19 protein-coding genes are annotated in these 19,149 nt (G+C 62.4%); 11 read left to right on the top strand and 8 right to left on the bottom strand.

The genetic code is table 11. The features are described 5' to 3' along the window. The first annotated feature begins 42 nt into the window (after positions 1–42). Complete coding sequence (locus tag VOI21_RS11000) at positions 43–1,092, top strand: YeeE/YedE family protein (RefSeq protein WP_323769919.1); 1,050 nt, start codon at positions 43–45, stop codon at positions 1,090–1,092. Positions 1,093–1,217: 125 nt separating this feature from the next. Here the strand turns inward: VOI21_RS11000 and VOI21_RS10995 are convergent, their stop codons facing one another. Next, complete coding sequence (locus VOI21_RS10995; protein ID WP_323769917.1) at positions 1,218–2,525, bottom strand: DUF3422 domain-containing protein; 1,308 nt, start codon at positions 2,523–2,525, stop codon at positions 1,218–1,220. 143 nt (positions 2,526–2,668) lie between these two features. Beyond that, on the bottom strand, positions 2,669–3,178 hold the full coding sequence (locus tag VOI21_RS10990) for a DUF6314 family protein (RefSeq protein WP_323769916.1): 510 nt from the start codon (positions 3,176–3,178) through the stop codon (positions 2,669–2,671). 48 nt (positions 3,179–3,226) lie between these two features. Here VOI21_RS10990 and purB point away from each other — a divergent pair, with 48 nt between their 5' ends. Further along, positions 3,227–4,531: an adenylosuccinate lyase gene (gene purB, locus VOI21_RS10985; protein ID WP_323769915.1), complete on the top strand. Its 1,305-nt coding sequence runs from the start codon at positions 3,227–3,229 to the stop codon at positions 4,529–4,531. A gap of 131 nt (positions 4,532–4,662) precedes the next feature. Next, the gene (locus VOI21_RS10980) at positions 4,663–4,818 is read left to right on the top strand and encodes a chitin-binding domain-containing protein (RefSeq protein WP_323769914.1); all 156 of its coding nucleotides are present in this window, start codon (positions 4,663–4,665) and stop codon (positions 4,816–4,818) included. A gap of 105 nt (positions 4,819–4,923) precedes the next feature. On the opposite strand, the gene VOI21_RS10975 is transcribed toward VOI21_RS10980, so the two are convergent. Continuing rightward, positions 4,924–5,562 carry a response regulator gene (locus VOI21_RS10975; RefSeq protein WP_323769913.1) on the bottom strand — a complete coding sequence of 213 codons (639 nt, stop codon included), beginning with the start codon at positions 5,560–5,562 and terminating at the stop codon, positions 4,924–4,926. 194 nt (positions 5,563–5,756) lie between these two features. Between VOI21_RS10975 and VOI21_RS10970 the strand changes: the two genes are divergently transcribed. Next, positions 5,757–6,812: a flagellar motor switch protein FliG gene (locus tag VOI21_RS10970; protein ID WP_323769912.1), complete on the top strand. Its 1,056-nt coding sequence runs from the start codon at positions 5,757–5,759 to the stop codon at positions 6,810–6,812. Between the two features lie 115 nt (positions 6,813–6,927). Next, entirely contained in the window at positions 6,928–7,866 is a 939-nt protein-coding gene (locus tag VOI21_RS10965; RefSeq protein WP_323769911.1) for a lysophospholipid acyltransferase family protein, read from the top strand. Here VOI21_RS10965 and VOI21_RS10960 read toward each other — a convergent pair. Then, positions 7,836–8,531 carry a DUF1223 domain-containing protein gene (locus tag VOI21_RS10960; RefSeq protein WP_323769910.1) on the bottom strand — a complete coding sequence of 232 codons (696 nt, stop codon included), beginning with the start codon at positions 8,529–8,531 and terminating at the stop codon, positions 7,836–7,838. The genes VOI21_RS10965 and VOI21_RS10960 overlap by 31 nt on opposite strands. A 165-nt stretch (positions 8,532–8,696) precedes the next feature. Between VOI21_RS10960 and VOI21_RS10955 the strand changes: the two genes are divergently transcribed. From VOI21_RS10955 to VOI21_RS10930, 6 genes are all read left to right on the top strand, one after another. Next, positions 8,697–9,956, top strand: a complete 1,260-nt coding sequence (locus VOI21_RS10955; protein ID WP_323769909.1) for an AAA family ATPase — start codon at positions 8,697–8,699, stop codon at positions 9,954–9,956. Next, on the top strand, positions 9,953–10,792 hold the full coding sequence (locus tag VOI21_RS10950) for a hypothetical protein (RefSeq protein ID WP_323769908.1): 840 nt from the start codon (positions 9,953–9,955) through the stop codon (positions 10,790–10,792). The genes VOI21_RS10955 and VOI21_RS10950 overlap by 4 nt, the downstream gene beginning before the upstream one ends. 124 nt (positions 10,793–10,916) lie before the next feature. After that, positions 10,917–13,706 (top strand): aconitate hydratase AcnA, encoded by a 2,790-nt coding sequence (acnA, locus tag VOI21_RS10945; RefSeq protein ID WP_323769907.1) that lies wholly within the window; start codon positions 10,917–10,919, stop codon positions 13,704–13,706. A gap of 171 nt (positions 13,707–13,877) precedes the next feature. After that, a complete protein-coding gene (locus tag VOI21_RS10940) occupies positions 13,878–14,783 on the top strand; it encodes a Hint domain-containing protein (RefSeq protein ID WP_323769906.1) in 906 nt (301 codons plus the stop codon). Between the two features lie 255 nt (positions 14,784–15,038). After that, positions 15,039–16,082, top strand: coding sequence for a Hint domain-containing protein (locus VOI21_RS10935; RefSeq protein WP_323769905.1), 1,044 nt, complete (start codon positions 15,039–15,041; stop codon positions 16,080–16,082). A 503-nt stretch (positions 16,083–16,585) separates the two neighbouring features. Beyond that, a complete protein-coding gene (locus VOI21_RS10930) occupies positions 16,586–16,717 on the top strand; it encodes a hypothetical protein (RefSeq protein ID WP_323769904.1) in 132 nt (43 codons plus the stop codon). Positions 16,718–16,750: 33 nt separating this feature from the next. Here the strand turns inward: VOI21_RS10930 and VOI21_RS10925 are convergent, their stop codons facing one another. From VOI21_RS10925 to ccmC, 4 genes are all read right to left on the bottom strand, one after another. Further along, the gene (locus VOI21_RS10925) at positions 16,751–17,593 is read right to left on the bottom strand and encodes a c-type cytochrome (RefSeq protein ID WP_323769903.1); all 843 of its coding nucleotides are present in this window, start codon (positions 17,591–17,593) and stop codon (positions 16,751–16,753) included. 96 nt (positions 17,594–17,689) lie between these two features. After that, on the bottom strand, positions 17,690–18,229 hold the full coding sequence (locus VOI21_RS10920) for a DsbE family thiol:disulfide interchange protein (RefSeq protein WP_323769902.1): 540 nt from the start codon (positions 18,227–18,229) through the stop codon (positions 17,690–17,692). Beyond that, positions 18,222–18,377 carry a heme exporter protein CcmD gene (gene ccmD, locus VOI21_RS10915; protein ID WP_323769901.1) on the bottom strand — a complete coding sequence of 52 codons (156 nt, stop codon included), beginning with the start codon at positions 18,375–18,377 and terminating at the stop codon, positions 18,222–18,224. Before ccmD ends, VOI21_RS10920 begins: the two co-directional genes overlap by 8 nt. After that, a complete protein-coding gene (gene ccmC / locus VOI21_RS10910; protein ID WP_323769900.1) occupies positions 18,374–19,123 on the bottom strand; it encodes a heme ABC transporter permease CcmC in 750 nt (249 codons plus the stop codon). Before ccmC ends, ccmD begins: the two co-directional genes overlap by 4 nt. Positions 19,124–19,149: the final 26 nt, after the last annotated feature.

Here is a 19,149-nt window from a genome sequence, read left to right as displayed (position 1 = left end):
CCGCCCTCATTTGGAACAAAATTCCTGTTTCCGGAGGCTGACATGTTTGAATCGCTGGGTTTTGAAGACCTGACCGCGCCGCAGGTGGTGGTCTGGTTTGCGCTGATCCTTGGGGCTGTCTTTGGCCTGCTGGCCGAGCGCACGCGGTTCTGCCTGCGCCGGGGCCTTGTCGGTGAAGACCGTCGCGCGGCGCTTGGCGTCTGGCTGACTGCGCTCGGCTTTGCCCTTCTGGGTACGCAGGCCGCTGCGGCGATGGACTGGATCAGCTTTGGCGACCACCGCTTTCTGGCCACAGACCTGCCGGTGGCGGCCATCGTGATCGGTGGCGCACTGTTTGGCGCGGGCATGGTGCTGACCCGTGGCTGCGTCTCGCGCCTGACGGTGCTGACAGCATCCGGCAACCTGCGGGCGCTGACCGTTCTGGCGGTCTTTGCCGTTGTTGCCCATGCCACGCTCAAGGGTATCCTTGCCCCGATCCGCACCACGCTGGCCGAAGTGACCGTGCCGCTGGGCGAGACCACCAGCCTTGCCGCCCTGCCCGGCGGTGCGACGCTGTGGACCGCGCTGCTGGCCGCTGCGGCGCTGGCCTATGCGCTGCGCTCGGGCAACCGCTGGCAGGCGCTGGCCGGGGCCGCGCTGATCGGTCTGCTGGTGCCGCTGGGCTGGGTCGGAACCGGGTTCATCCTGTATGACGATTTCGACCCGATCGCGATGGAAAGCCTAGCCTTCACCTCGACATGGTCAGACACGCTGTTCTGGACCGTCGCCTCGACCTCGATCCCGGCGGGCTTTGGTGTCGGACTGGTCGGAGGCGTTCTGGCGGGTGCCTTCGTCTCGGCACTGGCTGCGGGCCGGTTCCAGTGGCAGAGCTTTTCGTCGCCGTCCGAAACAGGTCGCTACCTAGCAGGCGCATCGCTGATGGGTGTCGGCGGGGTTCTGGCGGGCGGCTGCACAGTGGGCGCGGGCCTGTCCGGCGTGCCGACCCTGTCCATCGCCGCGCTGCTGGCTCTGGCGGCCATCGTCGCCGGTGCGCTTCTGACAAATATCGTGCTGTCGGGCGCCCCACGCGCCGCCTTGCACCCGGCCGAGTAACCCTCGGCTGACGACCTCCGGGGAGGAGGGAGGAGAAAGGGCATTGCCCGCGCCACCACTCCCGGCGCTGGCGGTGCCCTTTTTTTCGTGGGATCAGGCAGGTTTACGTGATCAGAAGGAGCCGCTCACAAGTCGGGCCCGCTGGCCTCGCCCTCGGCATGGTGGCGGATGCGCCGGATCATCAAGTAGACCACCGCCACGACGGGCAGGGTCACGAGGGCCGTCAGCATCCCTTTGCTGATCCCCAGCATCTCACCGACCGGATACAGCAAATACCCCGCCAGCGAGACCGCGTAATAACTGATCGCGACGACGGACAGCCCCTCGACCGTTTTTTGCAGTTGCAGCTGCAATTCGGCGCGTTTGTTCATGCTTTCCAGCAGTTGCTGGTTCTGCGCCGAGCGCCCCACCTCTACCCTTGTGCGCAACAGATCGGCGGCGCGGGTCGCCCGGTGGGTCATGCTTTCCAGCCTGCGTTCCGCGCTTTTGACCGTGCGCATGGCCGGATCGTAGCGCCGCATCATGAATTCCGAAAACGTCTGCCGCCCCTGAAAGCGCTCCTCGCGCAGCACCTCGATCCTCTGCCCCACGATGGCCTCATAGGCCCCCGTCGCGCCCAGCCGAAATGAGGTGCGCGCCGATAGGCTTTCCAGCTCCGCCGAAACACTCAGCAGCGATTTCAGCGTTGCTTCTTCTTGCCCGCCGTCCTCTGTCATGATCTGCATGAGGCGCGTCAGTTCGGCGTCGATCTCACCCATCCGGGGCGAAATTTCGCGCACGCGGGTGAACCCCAGCATCGACATCGCCTTGTATGTCTCAATCTCGCACAGACGCTGCACGATCCGCCCCACCCGGCGCTGCCCGATTCCCTGACAGACAAAGGCCGCGAACCGTTGATGCCCGGCGGGATCAATGCGGAAATCTCCGGCGATCACCGCGTCACGGTCGATCACTTCGCTGACCGCGATGCTTTCAGGGACCATCCAGTTGTTCAGGTTGCGACTGATTTCCTGATCGTCGTGGGGTCGTTCCTCGATCCGGATCATGGCCGAGGTCACGCGAACCCCCGGCGCGTTGTCCAGCCAATCCAGTGGAAAGACATCAAAATCCGCCGGATCGAAGGGCCGCTCCCCCAGCCCCGGCATAAAGACCGTGTATGTCACAAATTCGGTGTGCTGCTCCCACTTGAGCATGTGTTGCCCGATCTGGCCCTGATAATGGGTCGCGCCGGGCTGCGGATGAGGGGTGTCGTGGCGGTCAAGCAGGTCGATCAGATGTGCCAGATCCAGACTGCGATCGCGCGACGCCGCATCCCGTGGCTGTTTGATCGCAAGATAAATCGCCCGGCACGGGGCCGTCAGCGATGGAAAAGGACGCGCGTGCAGCTCATTGGCCAGCTTGTAACGCAGCGGGTGATCCTGGATGGGGGGCATGGCGCGGCTCCGGTCAGATGGTGCTATATGGAATGCTGCGGGTGCAAAGTAAAGATGAAAAGACACGCATTTTCAAAGCCTTATGTGGATACCACGGCATACCGTTTCGCCCGTCGGGCGGCGGCATGTCCGAATCAGGACCATTACGCCCCTGCCCGAGTATAGGTGGTGGAACTGACATAAGCCTTGCGTGGCCCATCCACGCGCCACGTCACCTGCCAGACCGGCCAGCGCGCGAAATCATACAGACCGTCATACTGGTCGGGCGGACACCAGTGGGCAACCTCGCCGCCCTGTGGCGGGACCTGATGAAAAAAGCGCCCGTCCTCAAAAAAGACCCGCAGGTCCGTCGCCCAGCGATTTTTGCGCTCTGCCAGAAACGGCCCTTGCCCGCCCAGCCAGACCTGACCGGTTTCGCGATATAGCGCGCCGCCGTCCTCTGGTCGCCACTCTGCGGTGCCCTCGAACCGGCCTTCGCTGCCGTCGTCCTGTCGGATGGACCGCTCCACCCGCCAGGCGCCCAGGAAATCCGTCAGCGTTCTCAGGCTCACCGGACGATACCGAACCGCAGCATCGCCCCGGCACAGGTCAAAAGCGTCCGGATCAGGGCAATCCGTCTCATCGCGTGCTCCTTGCAGGACATGTACAGCCATCGTAAAGGCAGCACTTTGCCAGAGACAATGCACGAAAGGGTTTGCGCCATGATCCCCCGTTACTCCCGCCCCGAAATGGTGGCCATCTGGAGCCCCGAAACCAAGTTCCGCATCTGGTACGAGATCGAGGCCCATGCCTGCGACGCGCAGGCAGAGCTGGGAGTGATCCCCAAGGCAAACGCCGAAGCGGTCTGGAAAGCCAAGGATGTTCAGTTCGACGTCGCCCGCATCGACGAGATCGAGGCGGTGACCAAACACGATGTCATCGCCTTCCTGACCCATCTGGCAGAGATCATCGGCAACGACGAGGCGCGGTTTGTGCATCAGGGCATGACCTCCTCGGATGTGCTGGACACCTGTTTCAACGTGCAACTGGTACGCGCGGCGGACATCCTGATTGCGGATTTGCAGGGCCTTCTTGCCGCGCTGAAAAGGCGCGCACTGGAACACAAGGACACGGTGCGCATCGGCCGGTCGCACGGCATCCACGCCGAACCGACCACCATGGGCCTGACCTTTGCCCGCTTCTACGCCGAGATGGACCGCAACCTCAGCCGGATGCGCGATGCCCGCTCTGAAATCGCCACGGGTGCGATTTCCGGCGCGGTCGGCACCTTCGCCAACATCGACCCGGCGGTCGAGGAGCATGTCTGTGACAAGCTGGGTCTGGTGCCGGAACCGATCAGCACGCAGGTCATCCCGCGCGACCGTCACGCCGCATTCTTTGCCACTTTGGGTGTGATCGCCTCTTCGGTTGAAAACATCGCCACCGAAATCCGTCACATGCAGCGGACCGAGGTGCTAGAAGCGGCGGAATTCTTCTCCATGGGGCAAAAGGGCTCTTCCGCCATGCCGCACAAGAAGAACCCGGTGCTGACCGAGAACCTGACCGGCCTTGCCCGCCTTGTGCGCATGGCCGTGGTCCCGGCGATGGAGAACGTGACGCTCTGGCATGAGCGCGACATCTCGCACTCATCGGTTGAGCGTAACATCGGCCCCGACACCACCATCACGCTGGATTTTGCCCTGTCGCGCCTGACGGGTGTCATCGACAAGCTGCTGGTCTATCCGCAGAACATGCTGGACAACATGAACAAATTCCCCGGTCTGGTGATGTCCCAGCGGGTGCTTCTGGCGCTGACGCAGGCCGGTGTCAGCCGTGAGGACGCCTATCGTCTGGTCCAGCGCAACGCGATGAAGGTCTGGGATCACCGCACGGATTTCCGCGAGGAATTGCTGGCCGACGATGAAGTGCGCGCCGCCCTGTCCGAGGAAGAGATCAACGAGAAATTCGACCTTGGCTATCACACCAAGCACGTAGATACGATCTTTGCCCGCGTTTTTGGCGACTGACAGCAATGGCCCGCCAATCAGGCGGGCCATTTGCTTTCTGACCGGCACAGCCTGCTTTGCGCAACTTTGTTTTGGTTCCTTCCCGCCGCCATGCTACCTTTTGGGGTATTCGCAACAGGAGGACCAAGAAGATGATGCTGAAGACCCTGATCGCCGCAGCCGCATTGGCCCTGTCCCCGGCACTCGCGATTGCTGCATGCTCAGACCACGCCGAACAGGTAATGACCTGTGCCGACGGCACCACCTATGACGCCACGACCAAGACGTGCGTGGTCATGTCCGGCTGAATTGCCGCGCGCCTTAACACTATGAAGGTCGGAAAACGAGAGACCCCTTGAAACGGGCGGCCGTCGCGGCGGCCCGTTTTCGTTTGAAGGGGTCTGGGATCGTCCCTACGCCTCTGGGGTGGGGCGGCGCTGCTGAACACCGCCGCAGACAACCTCTGACATCGCAATGAGCATTTCCTCAAGCTTATCAAGTTCGTCGATTGCCTTTTGTGGATCGCGGCGGGCCACCCGTGCGCGGGACATGCGCAAGGTCCGCAGCATCCGCGCCATGCCCGGAGCAAGGTTTTCGCCCATCTGGTCGCCAAATTCCGCCACCAATTGCGCCTTTTCGGACGATCTCAGGATTTCACGCTCTGCAAGAAACCCGCTGACCATGTCCCAGATTGTCCGCGTCGACAGCCGGTCCTTTGACAGCGCGGCGATGTCGGAATCGAGGCTGCGCAGATCATCGCCCGTCACCACGCAAATCACCGCGTCCGCCATTCGGCTGTCATTGCGCAATTCCTGAGCGTAATCGGCCCCAAGACCGTCCGGCAGCCGATTGTCGATCAGGATCAGATCGGCGCTGGCCTGTTCCAGGAAATTTCGCGCCTCGGACAGGGTGGAACACTCATATAGACGCATGTCGGGCCGCTCTCGTCCGACGCAACGTTTGATCATGTGGCGGTCAAACGTATCGTCGTCGATCACAAGGCACGTCGAAACCGCCTTCTCCCCATTATCGCCCTGCGTCACCGAATGCATAATCTTTCCTCACCGTCCATCACCTCGGGTCAACCTGCGTTGCGAACCCTAACCGGAGATGAATCGCGGTTTGAAATTTATGTGCAATTGCAATCGTTTCGCCCGGACTTTCTGACCAGTGGGCTTAACGGCTCGGAAACCTTGTCACGCTACCTCTGTCCTTCGTAGCCAACAATATGGTCGAGAATTATCGGATGTCAGCCCTTGCCGCCCTGCCCGCCCCTGCCGCCGTCCGCCCCGGCAAACCGCCGCTCAGCCGCAAGGCCAAGGCCGCCATTATCGTACAGTTCCTGCTGAACGAAGGGGCCGATGTGCCATTGTCCGCCCTGCCCGATGAATATCAGGCCGAACTGACGATGCTGCTGGGCAACATGCGCTATGTGGACCGCGAAACGCTGAACACCGTGGTTGAGGAGTTCTCGAACGAACTCGAATCGGTTGGCCTTGCGTTTCCCGGTGACATGGCTGGCGCGCTGAACGCGCTTGACGGCAAGATCAACGCCCACACCGCGCACCGCCTGCGCAAGGAGGCCGGGGTGCGCCAGACCGGCGATCCGTGGCAGCGGATCAACGCGCTGGATGTGGACCGGCTGCGCGCGCTGGTGACCTCGGAAAGCACGGAAATCGCTGCCGTCATGCTGTCCAAGATCGACGTCGGCAAGGCCGCGCAGGTGCTGGCCAAACTGCCCGGTGACAAGGCGCGGCGGATTTCCTACGCGGTGTCGATGACCACCGGCGTCACCCCCGACGCGGTGGACCGGATCGGGATCAGCCTTGCCGCGCAGATCGACGCCGAACCGCTCAAGGCCTTCAAGGCGCGCCCGGACGAACGGCTGGGGGCCATCCTGAATTATTCTAATACAGCGGTGCGCGAAGAATTGTTGCAGAACCTCGAACAGGAAGACGCGGACTTCGCCGAGGCCGTGCGCAAGGCGATCTTTACCTTCGCCAATATCCCGGAACGGCTGAACGCCATCGACGTGCCCAAGATCACCCGCGACGTGCCGCCGGACGCGCTTGCCACCGCAATGGCGGCAGCCTCTGCAGGGTCGGATGAGGAAAAGAAAGCTGTCGAGTTCCTCTATGCCAACATGTCCAAACGGCTGGGTGAGAATATCCGCGAAGAGGCCTCTGCCTTGGGAGAGGTGAAGGCCAAGAACGGTGAGGCCGCCATGTCGGCGGTTGTCAGCGCGATCCGCGATCTTGTCACCGTGGGGGAGATCGAACTGCGCAATCCCGACGACGAATAGGCCTCAAGCGCCGCTGCGCCCGCCGTGACCACCGGTCGGGCTTGCGGGGTGCGCCCTCTTGCCGCCCGCGGCCTCGCCGCCTAGGTACGAGACAGGCTTGGTTTCGGGACGACAGATGGGCAAGAACGCCAAGAAGAAAGACGCGCCAAAACACGGCGGATGGCGCGACCGTCTGTCCGACCTCGCGCTGCGCGGGTTCATCGGGACGGTAAACCTGCTTCCAGTGCGCAGCAGGCTTGCACTGGTCGGCTGGGCCGTGCGTCGCCTTATTGCGCCACCCTTGGGATGGTACGCCCGGGCCGAGGCCAATATCGACCATGTCTGGCCCGGCACCACTGCCGAAAGGAAACGCGCCATCGCCGAGGCCGCAATAGACAACCTCGGCCGGGCCCTGATCGAGAATTACGATCCTCAGGAAATGCTGCGCCGGGGCGCGGCCTATCCGGTCTCCGGTCCCGGCCTGTCCGCGCTGGAGGCCGCCCGCGCCGAGGGGCATCCGGTGCTCTTGCTGTCGGGGCATTATGGCAATCCGGTCTGCGCACGCTGCGCGCTGGTGGCGCGGGGCATTCCGGTGGGCGGCTTTCTGCGCCCGCTGTCGAACCCCTATTCGAACGCGCGCTATATCCAGAATTACCGTGACGTGGCCGACCCGGTCTTTGTTCAGGGACGGCGCGGCCTGATGGACCTGCTCAAACATATCCGCGACGGGGGCATCGCCGCCATGGCCTTTGACGTGTTCGAAAGCTCTGGCCCCGCCATCGACTTTCTGGGGCAACCCGCGCCGACGACCCTGTCCCCCGCCGAAATCGCGCTCAAGACCAACGCCCTGCTGATCCCCTATTTCGGCATCCGCCGCGCCGACGGCTATGGCTTTGACTGCATCGTCGAGGAACCGATTGCACATGGTACGCCGCTGGACATGATGCGTGAGGCCACCCGCCGGCTAGAGGCGCGGATCGAAGCGGACCCCGGTCAATGGATGTGGACGCACCGGCGCTGGAAACCCAAGCGCCAGAAGAAACGTCAGCGCAAGCGCGCCGCCGCCACGATGTGACCGTCGGACGGGTCCTGCACCAGCACGACCACAGGCGCTCCGGCCCCAACCTTGACCTTGCCCTCATAGACGCTGCGCCCGTCCCAGCGCGCCACAACATCCCAGCTGCGCGCGATGTTGGAATAGGTCAGCGTCCGGCCAGCGTTTTCTCCGCGGACAATCTGCACCTGCTCCTGCGGTGTATAGCGCACCACATGGATGTCGCAGGGCCGCAGCCCGCTTTGCGCCTCGGCCCGGATCACGATGTACTCTCCATCCCGGGTCAGGGTCAGCGCCACGTGTGAGGGCATCGCGGCGTGTTTGCGGATCAGCTTGTTCAGCTTCATCGGGCGCGAGCCGACCACATCGTCGACCCCGTTGACCACCATCTGCGGCGTATAGATCATCTTCCAGCCGCCGGTGCGGGCATAGGCCTTTTGCCGTGCGGTAAAGGCGTGCTGGGCAAATTCGTCTTTCCAGCCGATGTAGTCCCAATAATCCACGTGCAGGGCCAGTGGGATCACATCTTCACGGTCGCTCAACTCGGCAAGGATATCGTCGGCGGGCGGACAGGACGAACACCCCTGCGAGGTAAACAGCTCGACCACCACAGGGTTGCCCTGAGCGGCAACCGCCCCGGCCAGCGCGATCCATCCCGCCGCCATGTATCCCGCAACTCTGTGCATGAAATCCGTGCCCTTGTCCGTTATCCCCAACCCCGGTCTATCCAAGCGTGTTCCTGAACACCAATCAAGGTTTTGGGAGATAACGTGACACAAAGCGCGCGCCTTGCCTAACGTTCCGTCCTGCCGCAAGCTGTGGCCACTGGCAGTCGAAAGGGCCCTTCCGCCATGTACCTGCGACACCTGAGGTTGACGGACATCCGCTGTTTCGTGGACGTCGAGATCGATTTTGACATCGAAGGCGCGGACAACCGCAAATGGACGGTCCTGCTGGGGGAGAACGGGTCTGGCAAATCCACCGTGCTGAAGGCCATCGGCGCGGTGATGGGCGGATCGGACGCGGTAATCGAACTGGTCGGCGACAGCGATAGCTGGATTCGCAAAGGTGCCGAGACGGGCCGGATCGAAGTTGTGATTTCAACCAAACACGACGACGCGCGCAAGATTTCGCTGGAGTTTCATCGCGGCGAAGGGCCGACCGCCTTTATCGCGCGCTCGCAAAAGACGTTGCGGCGGCTGAACGAGGCGCTGGCCCATACCACCCGCAATTATCCGATCTTTGCCTATGGCTCGTCCCGTCGCCTTGCCTCGGGCGGGCGGTTCGACAGTGATGGTCGGTTCCGACATCCCCGCGCGCGCTCCATGGCCTCGCTCTTTGACCGCAACGCCCAGTTGAACCCGCTGGAACAATGGGCGATGCGGCTGGACTACGCCTCGGACGGGGAACGGATAGAGGTGGTGCGCCGGGTGCTGGATGACTTTCTGCCCGATCTCAGCTTTGCCCATATCGACAAGCAGGCCGAGACGCTGATGTTCCAGACGCCGGACGGGCTGGTGCCACTGGATCAACTGTCGGACGGCTATCAGAACGTCGCGGCGTGGATCGGCGACCTGCTATACCAGATCACGCTGATTTTCGACGACTACCAGCAACCGCTGCACGCGCGCGGTTTGCTGGTGATTGATGAGGTCGACCTGCACCTGCATCCGAAATGGCAACGCCGCCTGTTGGCCTTTCTGGACCAGCAACTGCCGCATATGCAGCTTGTCGTGACCACCCATTCCGTTGTCACCGCCCAACAGGCCCCCGAAGGCGCGCTGCATTACTGCATTCGCCGCGAAGGGGGGGCACCCGAGATTGAGCAGTTCAGCGGCGATCCCGGCACCTTCTTGTTGAACCAGTTGATCGTGACAGAGGCTTTTGGCCATGTCAGCGACGAGTCGATGGAACTGGAACAAGAAAAAGACCGCTATCGCAGTCTTGCGCGGCAACCAGAGCGCAGCGTCGAGGACGCCGCCGAAATGCAGCGCATCGCCAGCAAGGTCGGGTCGGTCCCTGACGATCCGGTCGAAACGGCGCAACTGTCCCCGCGCCAGCAAGAGTTGCTGCGCAGCGTGCTGGCCGCCAAGGGGGAGACGTCGGAATGATCCGGCTGGCGCGGGACCGGCGGGCCGAGGCGATCCATCAGGATTTTCGCGGGGACGAACCCCTGAACCGCTTGCTGACCCTGCTGGGGGAGGTGCGTGAACAGGTGGCCGCGGGCGCGCCCGTCAAACCCAAGATCCCGTCGAAATGGAAGGACAGCAAGGACCAGCTTTTGCGCGAAAGCCAAGGCAAATGCGCCTATTGCGAAACGCAGGTCACGACGACCTATTACGGCGATGTCGAACACTACCGCCCGAAAAAGGTCTATTGGTGGCTGGCCTATGTCTATGACAACTATCTGGCCTCCTGCGCGATCTGCAATCAGCGCTACAAGGGCGCGGATTTTGCCATTTCCGGCCCGCAGATGCCCGGCCCGGTTCTGACAGGCGCGGAAACCCCGGATGAACTGGCCGCTCTGGCGCTCCGCTTTGCCCCTGACCCGCTGGACTCGTTGGCGGTGTCGGGCTTTGAGGCCGCGCACCGGGCCGAGGCACCGCTGATCCCCAACCCCTATATCGACGACCCCGAGCAGGTCTTTGCGTGGGAGGTCTTCGAGGGGATCGAAGAGGTCCTGCTGATCCCCCGTCCCGATGTGCCCGGGGCCGCCGACATCGTGGCGGCCAGCGAACGGATCTTTGGCTTGAACCGCCCCGATCTGAAACGGCAGCGCTATAACCAGTGGGAAAACTACCGCCTTGCCGTTTCAGTGGTCGAAGATGCCGGGGCCAGCGCCGCAGTCCGTGCGTTGGGCCAAGAATTGATCGACAGCCTTGTGACTTCGGATAGTGTTTACGCAGGGATGGTGCGTTATTTCGAAGCGCAACGGGCCATATCCTGAGCTTTGTCCGCTTAATTGTGTGCGACGGTATACAAAAACGACGCACCCCCCTTGATAGACTCGCCGGGTTTCGGCATGAGGGGCGCAAGCAACCCTTTTCGTCACCCCATCGGAGGCATTTCCCATGACCATCACCGTAGGCCATGACAGCGCCAAGACGCGCAAGACGCTAGAGGCCGGCGGCCAGACCGTCGCCTATTACTCGATCCCCGCCGCAGAGGCCGCAGGTCTGGGCGAGTTTTCCAAACTGCCCGCCGCGCTGAAGGTGGTGCTGGAAAACATGCTGCGCTTCGAGGACGGCAAGACCGTCACCGTCGATGACATCAAGGCGTTTTCCGACTGGGCCAAGAACGGCGGCAAAGGCGATCGTGAACTGGCCTACCGTCCGGCCCGCGTGCTGATGCAGGACTTCACCGGCGTTCCCGCCGTGGTCGACCTTGCCGCGATGCGCGACGGCATCAAGGCACTGGGTGGCGACGCGCAAAAGATCAACCCGCTGAACCCCGTCGACCTTGTGATCGACCACTCGGTCATGATCGACGAATTCGGCAACCCGCGCGCCTTCCAGATGAACGTGGACCGCGAGTATGAGCGCAACATGGAGCGCTATACCTTCCTCAAGTGGGGCCAGACCGCGTTCAATAACTTTCGCGTTGTGCCCCCCGGCACCGGCATCTGCCACCAGGTGAACCTGGAATACCTGTCCCAGACCGTCTGGACCGACACTGACCAGAACGGCGACATGGTTGCCTACCCCGATACGCTGGTCGGCACCGACAGCCACACCACCATGGTCAACGGCGCCGCCGTTCTGGGCTGGGGTGTTGGCGGGATCGAGGCCGAAGCCGCCATGCTGGGTCAGCCGATCTCCATGCTGATCCCCGAGGTTGTCGGCTTCAAGCTGACCGGCAAGATGGTCGAAGGCACCACCGGCACCGACCTTGTGCTGAAGGTTGTTGAAATGCTGCGCGCCCACGGCGTTGTGTCCAAGTTCGTGGAATTCTACGGCGAAGGGCTGGACAGCCTGCCGCTGGCGGACCGTGCGACCATCGCCAACATGGCACCGGAATACGGCGCGACGTGTGGTTTCTTCCCGATCGACAACGAAACCCTGCGTTACCTGACCAACACCGGCCGCGACAAGGATCGCATCGCGCTGGTCGAGGCCTATGCCAAGGAAAACGGCTTCTGGCGCGACGCGGATTACGATCCGGTCTACACCAGCACGCTGGAACTGGACATGGGCACCATCGTCCCGGCCATCTCCGGCCCCAAGCGTCCGCAGGACTACATCGCGCTGGACGCGGCGGCCAAAACCTTTGGCGAATACGTCAAGGGCATCCGCGCCGGCAAAGACGCCACCCCCAAGGAAGAAGTGCGTTGGGAAGGTGAAGGCGGCGCGCCCGAGCCGGTGGACATCCCCGGTGACGAAGGCCACCACAAGCGCGGCTTCGTCAAGACGGATGAGCACGGCTATCAGCTGCACGACGGTTCTATCGTGATCGCCTCAATCACCTCCTGCACCAACACGTCGAACCCCTACGTCATGATCGGCGCAGGCCTGGTGGCCCGCAAGGCCGCGGCCCTTGGCCTGACACGCAAGCCCTGGGTCAAGACCTCGCTGGCACCGGGATCGCAGGTCGTTTCTGCGTATCTTGAGGCGGCGGATCTGCAAAAGGATCTGGATGCGGTGGGCTTCAACCTTGTTGGCTACGGTTGCACAACCTGCATCGGCAACTCTGGCCCGCTGGCAGAGGAAATCTCGAAGTGCATCAACGAAAATGACCTGATCGGCACCTCGGTCCTGTCCGGTAACCGCAACTTCGAAGGCCGTATTTCGCCTGATGTGCGCGCCAACTACCTCGCCTCGCCGCCGCTGGTCGTGGCCTATGCGCTGGTCGGCGACATGAACGTCGACATCACCAAGGACAGCCTTGGCAAGGACAAGGACGGCAACGACGTCTACCTGAAAGACATCTGGCCGACCACGAAGGAAGTGGCCGATCTGGTGCAGGAAACCGTCACCCGTGAGGCGTTCCAGTCCAAATATGCCGACGTCTTCAAAGGCGACGAAAAATGGCAGGGCGTCGAGGTTCCGCAACAGGAAACCTATGACTGGCCGTCGACTTCGACCTACATCCAGAACCCGCCCTACTTCCAAGGCATGGGCAAGGAGAAAGGTGAGATCACCAATATCGAGGGCGCGCGCGTTCTGGCCCTGCTGGGCGACATGATCACCACCGACCACATCTCTCCGGCCGGGTCGTTCAAGGACACCACCCCGGCGGGCAAGTACCTGACCGAACGCCAGGTGCCTCAGCGCGAGTTCAACTCTTACGGCTCGCGTCGCGGCAACCACGAGGTCATGATGCGCGGCACCTTTGCCAACATCCGCATCAAGAACGAGATGCTGGACGGCGTCGAGGGCGGCTATTCCAAAGGCCCCGATGGCAACCAGACCTCGATCTACGACGCGGCGATGGCCTACAAGGACGCTGGCACCCCGCTGGTGATCTTTGGCGGCGAACAGTACGGCGCGGGCTCTTCGCGCGACTGGGCGGCCAAGGGCACGGCGCTGCTGGGCGTCAAGGCGGTCATCGCGGAATCGTTTGAGCGTATCCACCGGTCGAACCTTGTCGGCATGGGCGTCATCCCGTTCGAGTTCACCGGCGGCGACACCCGCAAATCGCTGGGCCTGACCGGCGATGAAACGGTCTCGATCGCAGGTCTGGACACCGTGCAACCGCTGCAAGAGGTGCCTTGCACCATCACAATGGCGGATGGCTCCACCAAGGAGATCACGCTGAAGTGCCGGATCGATACCGCCATAGAGGTGGAATATATCGAACACGGCGGCGTGCTGCATTACGTGCTGCGCAATCTGGCGGGTCAATCGGTGATCGCAGCCGAATAATCGACGAAATACCACCGGACTCTAAACCGGATTTTGGGCCGCTGTTCCTTTGGGACAGCGGCCCTTTTCTTTGTCGCGGCCTCTCTGACAAACTGCTGGCTCCGGTGTTGCGCCGTCGCTAACCTGCGCTCCATATCTCTATGTCGCCATTGTCCCACGCGGAGTTTCCAGATGTCCGAAAGCTTTACCCATATCTTTGTCGTCGGCGGAGTCGACGGATCGGGTAACTATCAATTGCAAGGCCCCAATGCCATCTCCTCTACCGTCAGCGATGGTGCCGATGGCGTCAACGACACCTCCACGGCCGTGGGCGACAATGTCACCTGGACGGTATCCAGCGGTTTGGCCAGCGGCCCCTATGAACTGGTCGGCCTGACCGTTGACGGCGACCCGGTGCTGTTCGACGGGTCCTCCGCCTATGTCGCGTCAAACAACCCGACACTTGGACCGGGCGTTGTAAACGCATCCAGCGACCCAAGCTATACCTACTGCTTTGCCGCCGGAACGTTGATCGCGACACCCACCGGAGACATCCCTGTCGAGACCCTGACCATCGGGGACACCGTCCTGACCGCTGCGGCCAGACCCGTACCTGTCAGATGGATCGGCCGCCAGACCCTGCGCAGCCTGTTTTCCGGTCCCGGCAAACAGCTTGTCCGCATCCGGGCCGGTGCCTTGGGCGACGGCCTGCCTTACAGCGACCTGACCGTGACCGCCGATCACGGCATGATCCTTGACGGCCATGTGATCAATGCCTCCGCGCTGATCAACGGCACCACCATCGATTTTGCGCCACTGGCAGAGCTTGAGGACAGTTTTACCGTCTACCACGTCGAAACGGAGGCGCATGACGTCATCCTCGCCAATGGCGCGCCGTCGGAGACATTCATCGACTACCGCGACCGCCGCGCCTTTGACAATTTTAACGAATACCTTGACCTCTACGGGGTCGAGCGGATCATCCCCGAGATGGCGCGCCCTCGGATTTCGTCCCGGCGCATGCTGCCGCAGCAGATCCGGGACTGTTTGGAGCCTGTCGATGCCTCCGTTGCCCCCGACTTGGCACGCCTTGCCTGACCGGATCAAGACCGCGAATGCGGTGGACTGCACCGAATGCGGTGACGTGCAACTTCACGTTCTTGGCCCTCTGGCGAAAGAGTCGATCGCGCCGGAATGAGCCGGTTGAACTCGCGTAGAAAGGGCGTTTCGGCGCCTTTTTTTGGTTGATCGGTTGCGCTGTGCCAATCCTGCATTTCGGCAAGATGCTTGACTTATCGTTAACCTTTGGGAGTGTGGGTCGGCATAAAGCTATTTATTGAGGGACAGGAAAACATGCCGACAACGTTCCATTTTGAGTCGCAAGTCGGCATCGGCCCCAAGAACTCTCCAGCCACTGCCGACCCCACCAATCTCGACGTCGAGATAACTGCCCTGATCGACGACGGTTCGATCCAGCCCGGGGACGAGATCACACTGATGCAACTCGACACGATTCCCCCGCCGGAATGGATCTCCGCGGGTCTGACCCCGGTGAACCAGGGCCCGGACCCCGGCGGCTCGGGGTTCGACGTCTACACTGCCAGCGCCTATTACTACGGAACAAACCAGTTTTTTGCGTCCACCGGCAACCAGACCGGGTTCATTTTCGGGGCTGATCCAATCTTCCCGGCCGAGTCCGAGTTCCTGATCCTCTTCGACGACAACTATGACTTCTTCGGCGCAGATGGGGTCCTGTTGAACGACATCGAAAACTGGAACCAGTTCAACACGTCTCAACCTCTGGTCTTTGAACCTGCCTGTTTTCTGGCCGGAACCGCCATCACCACTCCGGACGGTTCATGTGCCGTCGAGGACCTCCAGATCGGTCAGCCGATCCTGACCGCTGATGGCCGGGTGGTGCCGGTCAGATGGACCGGCCGGCAGATCATTCACAGGACTTTCTCAAGCAGCAAGGCGCAGCCTGTGCGCATCCGCGCCGGTGCCTTGGGCAACGGCCTGCCCCACAGCGACCTGACCGTGACCGCCGACCACGGCATGATCCTCGACGGGGTCGTGATCAATGCCTCCGCGCTGGTCAACGGCACCACCATCAGCTTTGTGCCGCTGGCAGAGCTTGAGGATCGCGTCACGGTCTACCACGTGGAAACCGAAGGCCATGAGATCATCCTCGCCAACGGCGCGCCGTCGGAGACCTTCATCGACTACCGCGACCGCCGCGCATTCGACAATCATCAGGACTATGTCGATCTCTACGGGGCAGAGCGGATCATCCCGGAAATGGCCCGCCCGCGTATTTCCAGCGCCCGGCATCTGCCCCAGACGATCCGGGACCGCCTGAACATCATGCCGGAGGTCGATCTGGACCTGACCGCGTAACGCGCGCCGTCAGCAGACAAGCGCGCGCAACCCGGCCCCAGTGAGGCCGCCTTGCAGACCCCGCCCGGGCGGGGTCTGCTGATTAATGTCCCTGCCCCTGATCACCGGCTGCTCCAACGGCATCGGTGCCGCCAGTGCCCGCGAATTGGCCGCGCAGCGCCGACCTACCGCAAGGACCGGCAGGGGGCCGAACGCCTCGCCGCCGACACCGGCGCGCAGATCTTCAACGCCGATGTAACAGACGCCCCCACGGTTCGGCACGCCGCAGGACGTCGCCCATCTGGCCGCCTTTCTCGTGACGGAAAAAGCCGGTTTTCTTAGCGGAGAAGTGATCGGGATGCACGGCGGCTGGCAGTGATCCGCCAATTTCGCGGGCAACACTGCCGGATTCCGCGCAAATCCTTCTCATTGCGGGTATTCCTGACCTGCGCGGCACCGATTTCCCCCTGTAAATCAATCTTATGATCCCATCTCTTGGGCATAAAGACGGATGAGGCAGAACCATGAAAACCATTACACTGATACAGGCCGCCGTGCTGTTGATGCTGGCCGTGATCGGCGCGTATGCCGGGCAGGACACGGGCAACCACAATTGCGCAGCCCCCACCGCAACGGTCGCGGCCTGCGAGAAGTGATCGCAGACCTCTTGGCGCTGTGTCAGCCTCCTGTCAGCCCTCGTCAGGCAACGGCGGCAGGCTGCGCAGGTACAGGATCACCGCTGACAGATTATCCGCGGTCATCTGCGCCAGATAGCCATAGGGCATGGGCGGCATCATAGGCTCTGCCTCCGGACGCATCCCCTTGGTGATCATGTCGCGCAGTTCGGCATCCGAATAGTCCTTTATCCCATCCTCGTGCGAAGTCAGGTTCGCCGCGACAGAGGTGCCCCACGGCCCGTGAAACTCGAACCCGCCCGCGCCCAGCCGGGTGTCCAGCATCGGTCCCATTTCGCCCATCGGGGTATGGCATTCCATGCAATGGGCCACCGGCCCGGCAAGATAAGCACCATAGGCGACGCTCACGCCCTCCTCCGGGTGCGGCACGCTGTCGATGGGCGGGCCATAGGCGGGCGGCAGCGGGATGTTGTAGGTGCTCTTACCCGGATCGTTTTCGACCGCGGGCACGGTGCGCAGATACATCACCATGCTCATCACGTCGTCATCCGACAATCCGCGATACATGGCAAACGGCATCGGCGGTCCGATGATGGATCCGTCCGGGCGCAGCCCTTCGCGGATCGCCTTTGCCAGTTCCGCATCGCTCCAGCCGCTCACCGCCCCCGCGGGTGTGATGTTGGCGGAAATGGCGGTAAAGGCGGGGTTCTTGTCGACCAACCGCCCGGCCAGCGCCTTCTCCATCATCGGGCCCTGCGGCCCAAACGGCGTATGGCAGTTGCCGCAGCCCGCAGGCCCCTCGACAAGGTAACGACCGCGGTCAAGGCTCGGCTCGGCTTGGGCCACAGTCCCGGAAACGGCCAGTGCAACGATCAGTCCGGTAAATCGTGGGATCATATACCCCTCCCTGAAAAATCTTCTGACGAAAACGCTTCGACTCGCACGCAAGGCCGAGTTTACCGCGTCCCAAAGAAGTCTCTCAGGGAAATCTTTTTAGCGCCCCAGCGCCGCGTTCAGCTTGGGCACGAAACGCTGTTCATAGTCTGACCCCACCAGCGGCCCCACGAACTTGAAAACCACCGTGCCGTCGCCATCAAGGATAAAGGTCTCTGGCGGGGCGGTCACACCCCAGTCGATGGCTGTGCGCCCCGCCGGATCAAAGGCCACCGCCATAAAGGGGTTGCCGTCCTCGGTCAGGTATTTGGTCGCGTTGCCCTCTTGGTCCTTGAAGTTGACGCCGACGATGCGCAGCCCGTCCTTTTGCATCTGCAACAATACGGGGTGTTCGACGCGGCACGGCGGGCACCAGCTGGCCCAAAAGTTGACCAGTGTCACCTCACCAGAGGCCAGCATTTCTGGCGTGATGGCGTCATAGCCGGTCAGGGCCACATCGGTCATCGCCGGGGCCGGTTTGCCCTCGAACATGGACTCGAGGTCATCCTTGCCCTCACGTCCCAGCCCCAGATAGAACATCAGCCCGATTCCGGCAAAAATCAGCGGAGGGGCAATCATCAGCGGGGAAAGCCTAGCCATTCTTCTGTCGCTCCTCGATGCGTTGCAGATCCGCCCGGACCTTGCGCGACCGGCGGACGCTGGCCACCACCAAAAGCAGCAGCAGCAGCAATGACACGCCATAAGACGCCAGCACCGTGACCGCGTATTTTCCCAGTTCGGGCATCATGCCATCCGCTCCCGTGCCAGTAGCGCGCGCGCCCGGCGGGCGCGGATTTCGGTCTGGGTGCGCAGCAGCACCAGCGCCACAAACAGCAGAACAAACCCGATGCCGGATATCATCAGCGGCATGAAATAGACGTTGCTGACCTTTTCGCCGGTATCTGCACCGGTCACCGCCCCCGCCCGCAGCACCGACGATCCCTGATGCAGGCCCTGGTTCCAGAACTGCACCGCATAGCGGCTGAGCACCGCAAAGACCGATCCCACAAGGCACAGGATAGAGGTCAGGTCAGCGGCGGTGTCATCGTCCTCGATCGCCTCCCACAGGGCCATGTACCCAAGGTAGAACAGGAACAGGATCAGAAAGACGGTCAGGCGCGGGTCCCAGGCCCACCACGTGCCCCACATGGGCTGGCCCCAGATCGCCCCGGTCACAAGGCCGATCACCGTCATCACCGCCCCGATGGGGGCTGCGGCGCGGGCGGCCAATGCGCTGACATGATGGCGGCGCACGATCCAGATCAGCGAGGCGATCAGCATCATCATCCACGCATTGATCGCCATCATGGCCGCCGGGACGTGCAGATAGATGATCTTGACCGTGGACCCTTGCCGGTAATCCTCGGGCGTAAAGAAGAATCCCCAGACCAGACCGACGACCAGACAAATGGCCGCCGCCCATGTGACCCAAGGCAACAGCACATCCGCCGTGCGGATGAACTTGACCGGATTGGCGTATTCCCAGATCGACATGGCCTCTGGCCTCCCTTTTCCGGGGT

Origin of the sequence: Antarctobacter sp. (assembly GCF_034670325.1) — a bacterium.
Lineage (GTDB): Bacteria > Pseudomonadota > Alphaproteobacteria > Rhodobacterales > Rhodobacteraceae > Antarctobacter.
This window is presented reverse-complemented; position numbering and strand designations above follow the sequence as displayed.

What these genes read in the sequence shown, in the direction of transcription:
- VOI21_RS10925 (WP_323769903.1), bottom strand. Translation starts at nt 17,593, where the DNA reads ATGATCCCACGATTTACCGGACTGATCGTTGCACTGGCCGTTTCCGGG.
- VOI21_RS10955 (WP_323769909.1), top strand. Translation starts at nt 8,697, where the DNA reads ATGTACCTGCGACACCTGAGGTTGACGGACATCCGCTGTTTCGTGGAC.
- VOI21_RS10995 (WP_323769917.1), bottom strand. Translation starts at nt 2,525, where the DNA reads ATGCCCCCCATCCAGGATCACCCGCTGCGTTACAAGCTGGCCAATGAG.
- acnA (WP_323769907.1), top strand. Translation starts at nt 10,917, where the DNA reads ATGACCATCACCGTAGGCCATGACAGCGCCAAGACGCGCAAGACGCTA.
- VOI21_RS10990 (WP_323769916.1), bottom strand. Translation starts at nt 3,178, where the DNA reads ATGGCTGTACATGTCCTGCAAGGAGCACGCGATGAGACGGATTGCCCT.
- VOI21_RS10920 (WP_323769902.1), bottom strand. Translation starts at nt 18,229, where the DNA reads ATGGCTAGGCTTTCCCCGCTGATGATTGCCCCTCCGCTGATTTTTGCC.
- VOI21_RS11000 (WP_323769919.1), top strand. Translation starts at nt 43, where the DNA reads ATGTTTGAATCGCTGGGTTTTGAAGACCTGACCGCGCCGCAGGTGGTG.
- VOI21_RS10950 (WP_323769908.1), top strand. Translation starts at nt 9,953, where the DNA reads ATGATCCGGCTGGCGCGGGACCGGCGGGCCGAGGCGATCCATCAGGAT.
- ccmC (WP_323769900.1), bottom strand. Translation starts at nt 19,123, where the DNA reads ATGTCGATCTGGGAATACGCCAATCCGGTCAAGTTCATCCGCACGGCG.
- VOI21_RS10930 (WP_323769904.1), top strand. Translation starts at nt 16,586, where the DNA reads ATGAAAACCATTACACTGATACAGGCCGCCGTGCTGTTGATGCTGGCC.
- VOI21_RS10970 (WP_323769912.1), top strand. Translation starts at nt 5,757, where the DNA reads ATGTCAGCCCTTGCCGCCCTGCCCGCCCCTGCCGCCGTCCGCCCCGGC.
- VOI21_RS10980 (WP_323769914.1), top strand. Translation starts at nt 4,663, where the DNA reads ATGATGCTGAAGACCCTGATCGCCGCAGCCGCATTGGCCCTGTCCCCG.
- VOI21_RS10965 (WP_323769911.1), top strand. Translation starts at nt 6,928, where the DNA reads ATGGGCAAGAACGCCAAGAAGAAAGACGCGCCAAAACACGGCGGATGG.
- purB (WP_323769915.1), top strand. Translation starts at nt 3,227, where the DNA reads ATGATCCCCCGTTACTCCCGCCCCGAAATGGTGGCCATCTGGAGCCCC.
- VOI21_RS10935 (WP_323769905.1), top strand. Translation starts at nt 15,039, where the DNA reads ATGCCGACAACGTTCCATTTTGAGTCGCAAGTCGGCATCGGCCCCAAG.
- VOI21_RS10940 (WP_323769906.1), top strand. Translation starts at nt 13,878, where the DNA reads ATGTCCGAAAGCTTTACCCATATCTTTGTCGTCGGCGGAGTCGACGGA.
- ccmD (WP_323769901.1), bottom strand. Translation starts at nt 18,377, where the DNA reads ATGATGCCCGAACTGGGAAAATACGCGGTCACGGTGCTGGCGTCTTAT.
- VOI21_RS10960 (WP_323769910.1), bottom strand. Translation starts at nt 8,531, where the DNA reads ATGCACAGAGTTGCGGGATACATGGCGGCGGGATGGATCGCGCTGGCC.
- VOI21_RS10975 (WP_323769913.1), bottom strand. Translation starts at nt 5,562, where the DNA reads ATGCATTCGGTGACGCAGGGCGATAATGGGGAGAAGGCGGTTTCGACG.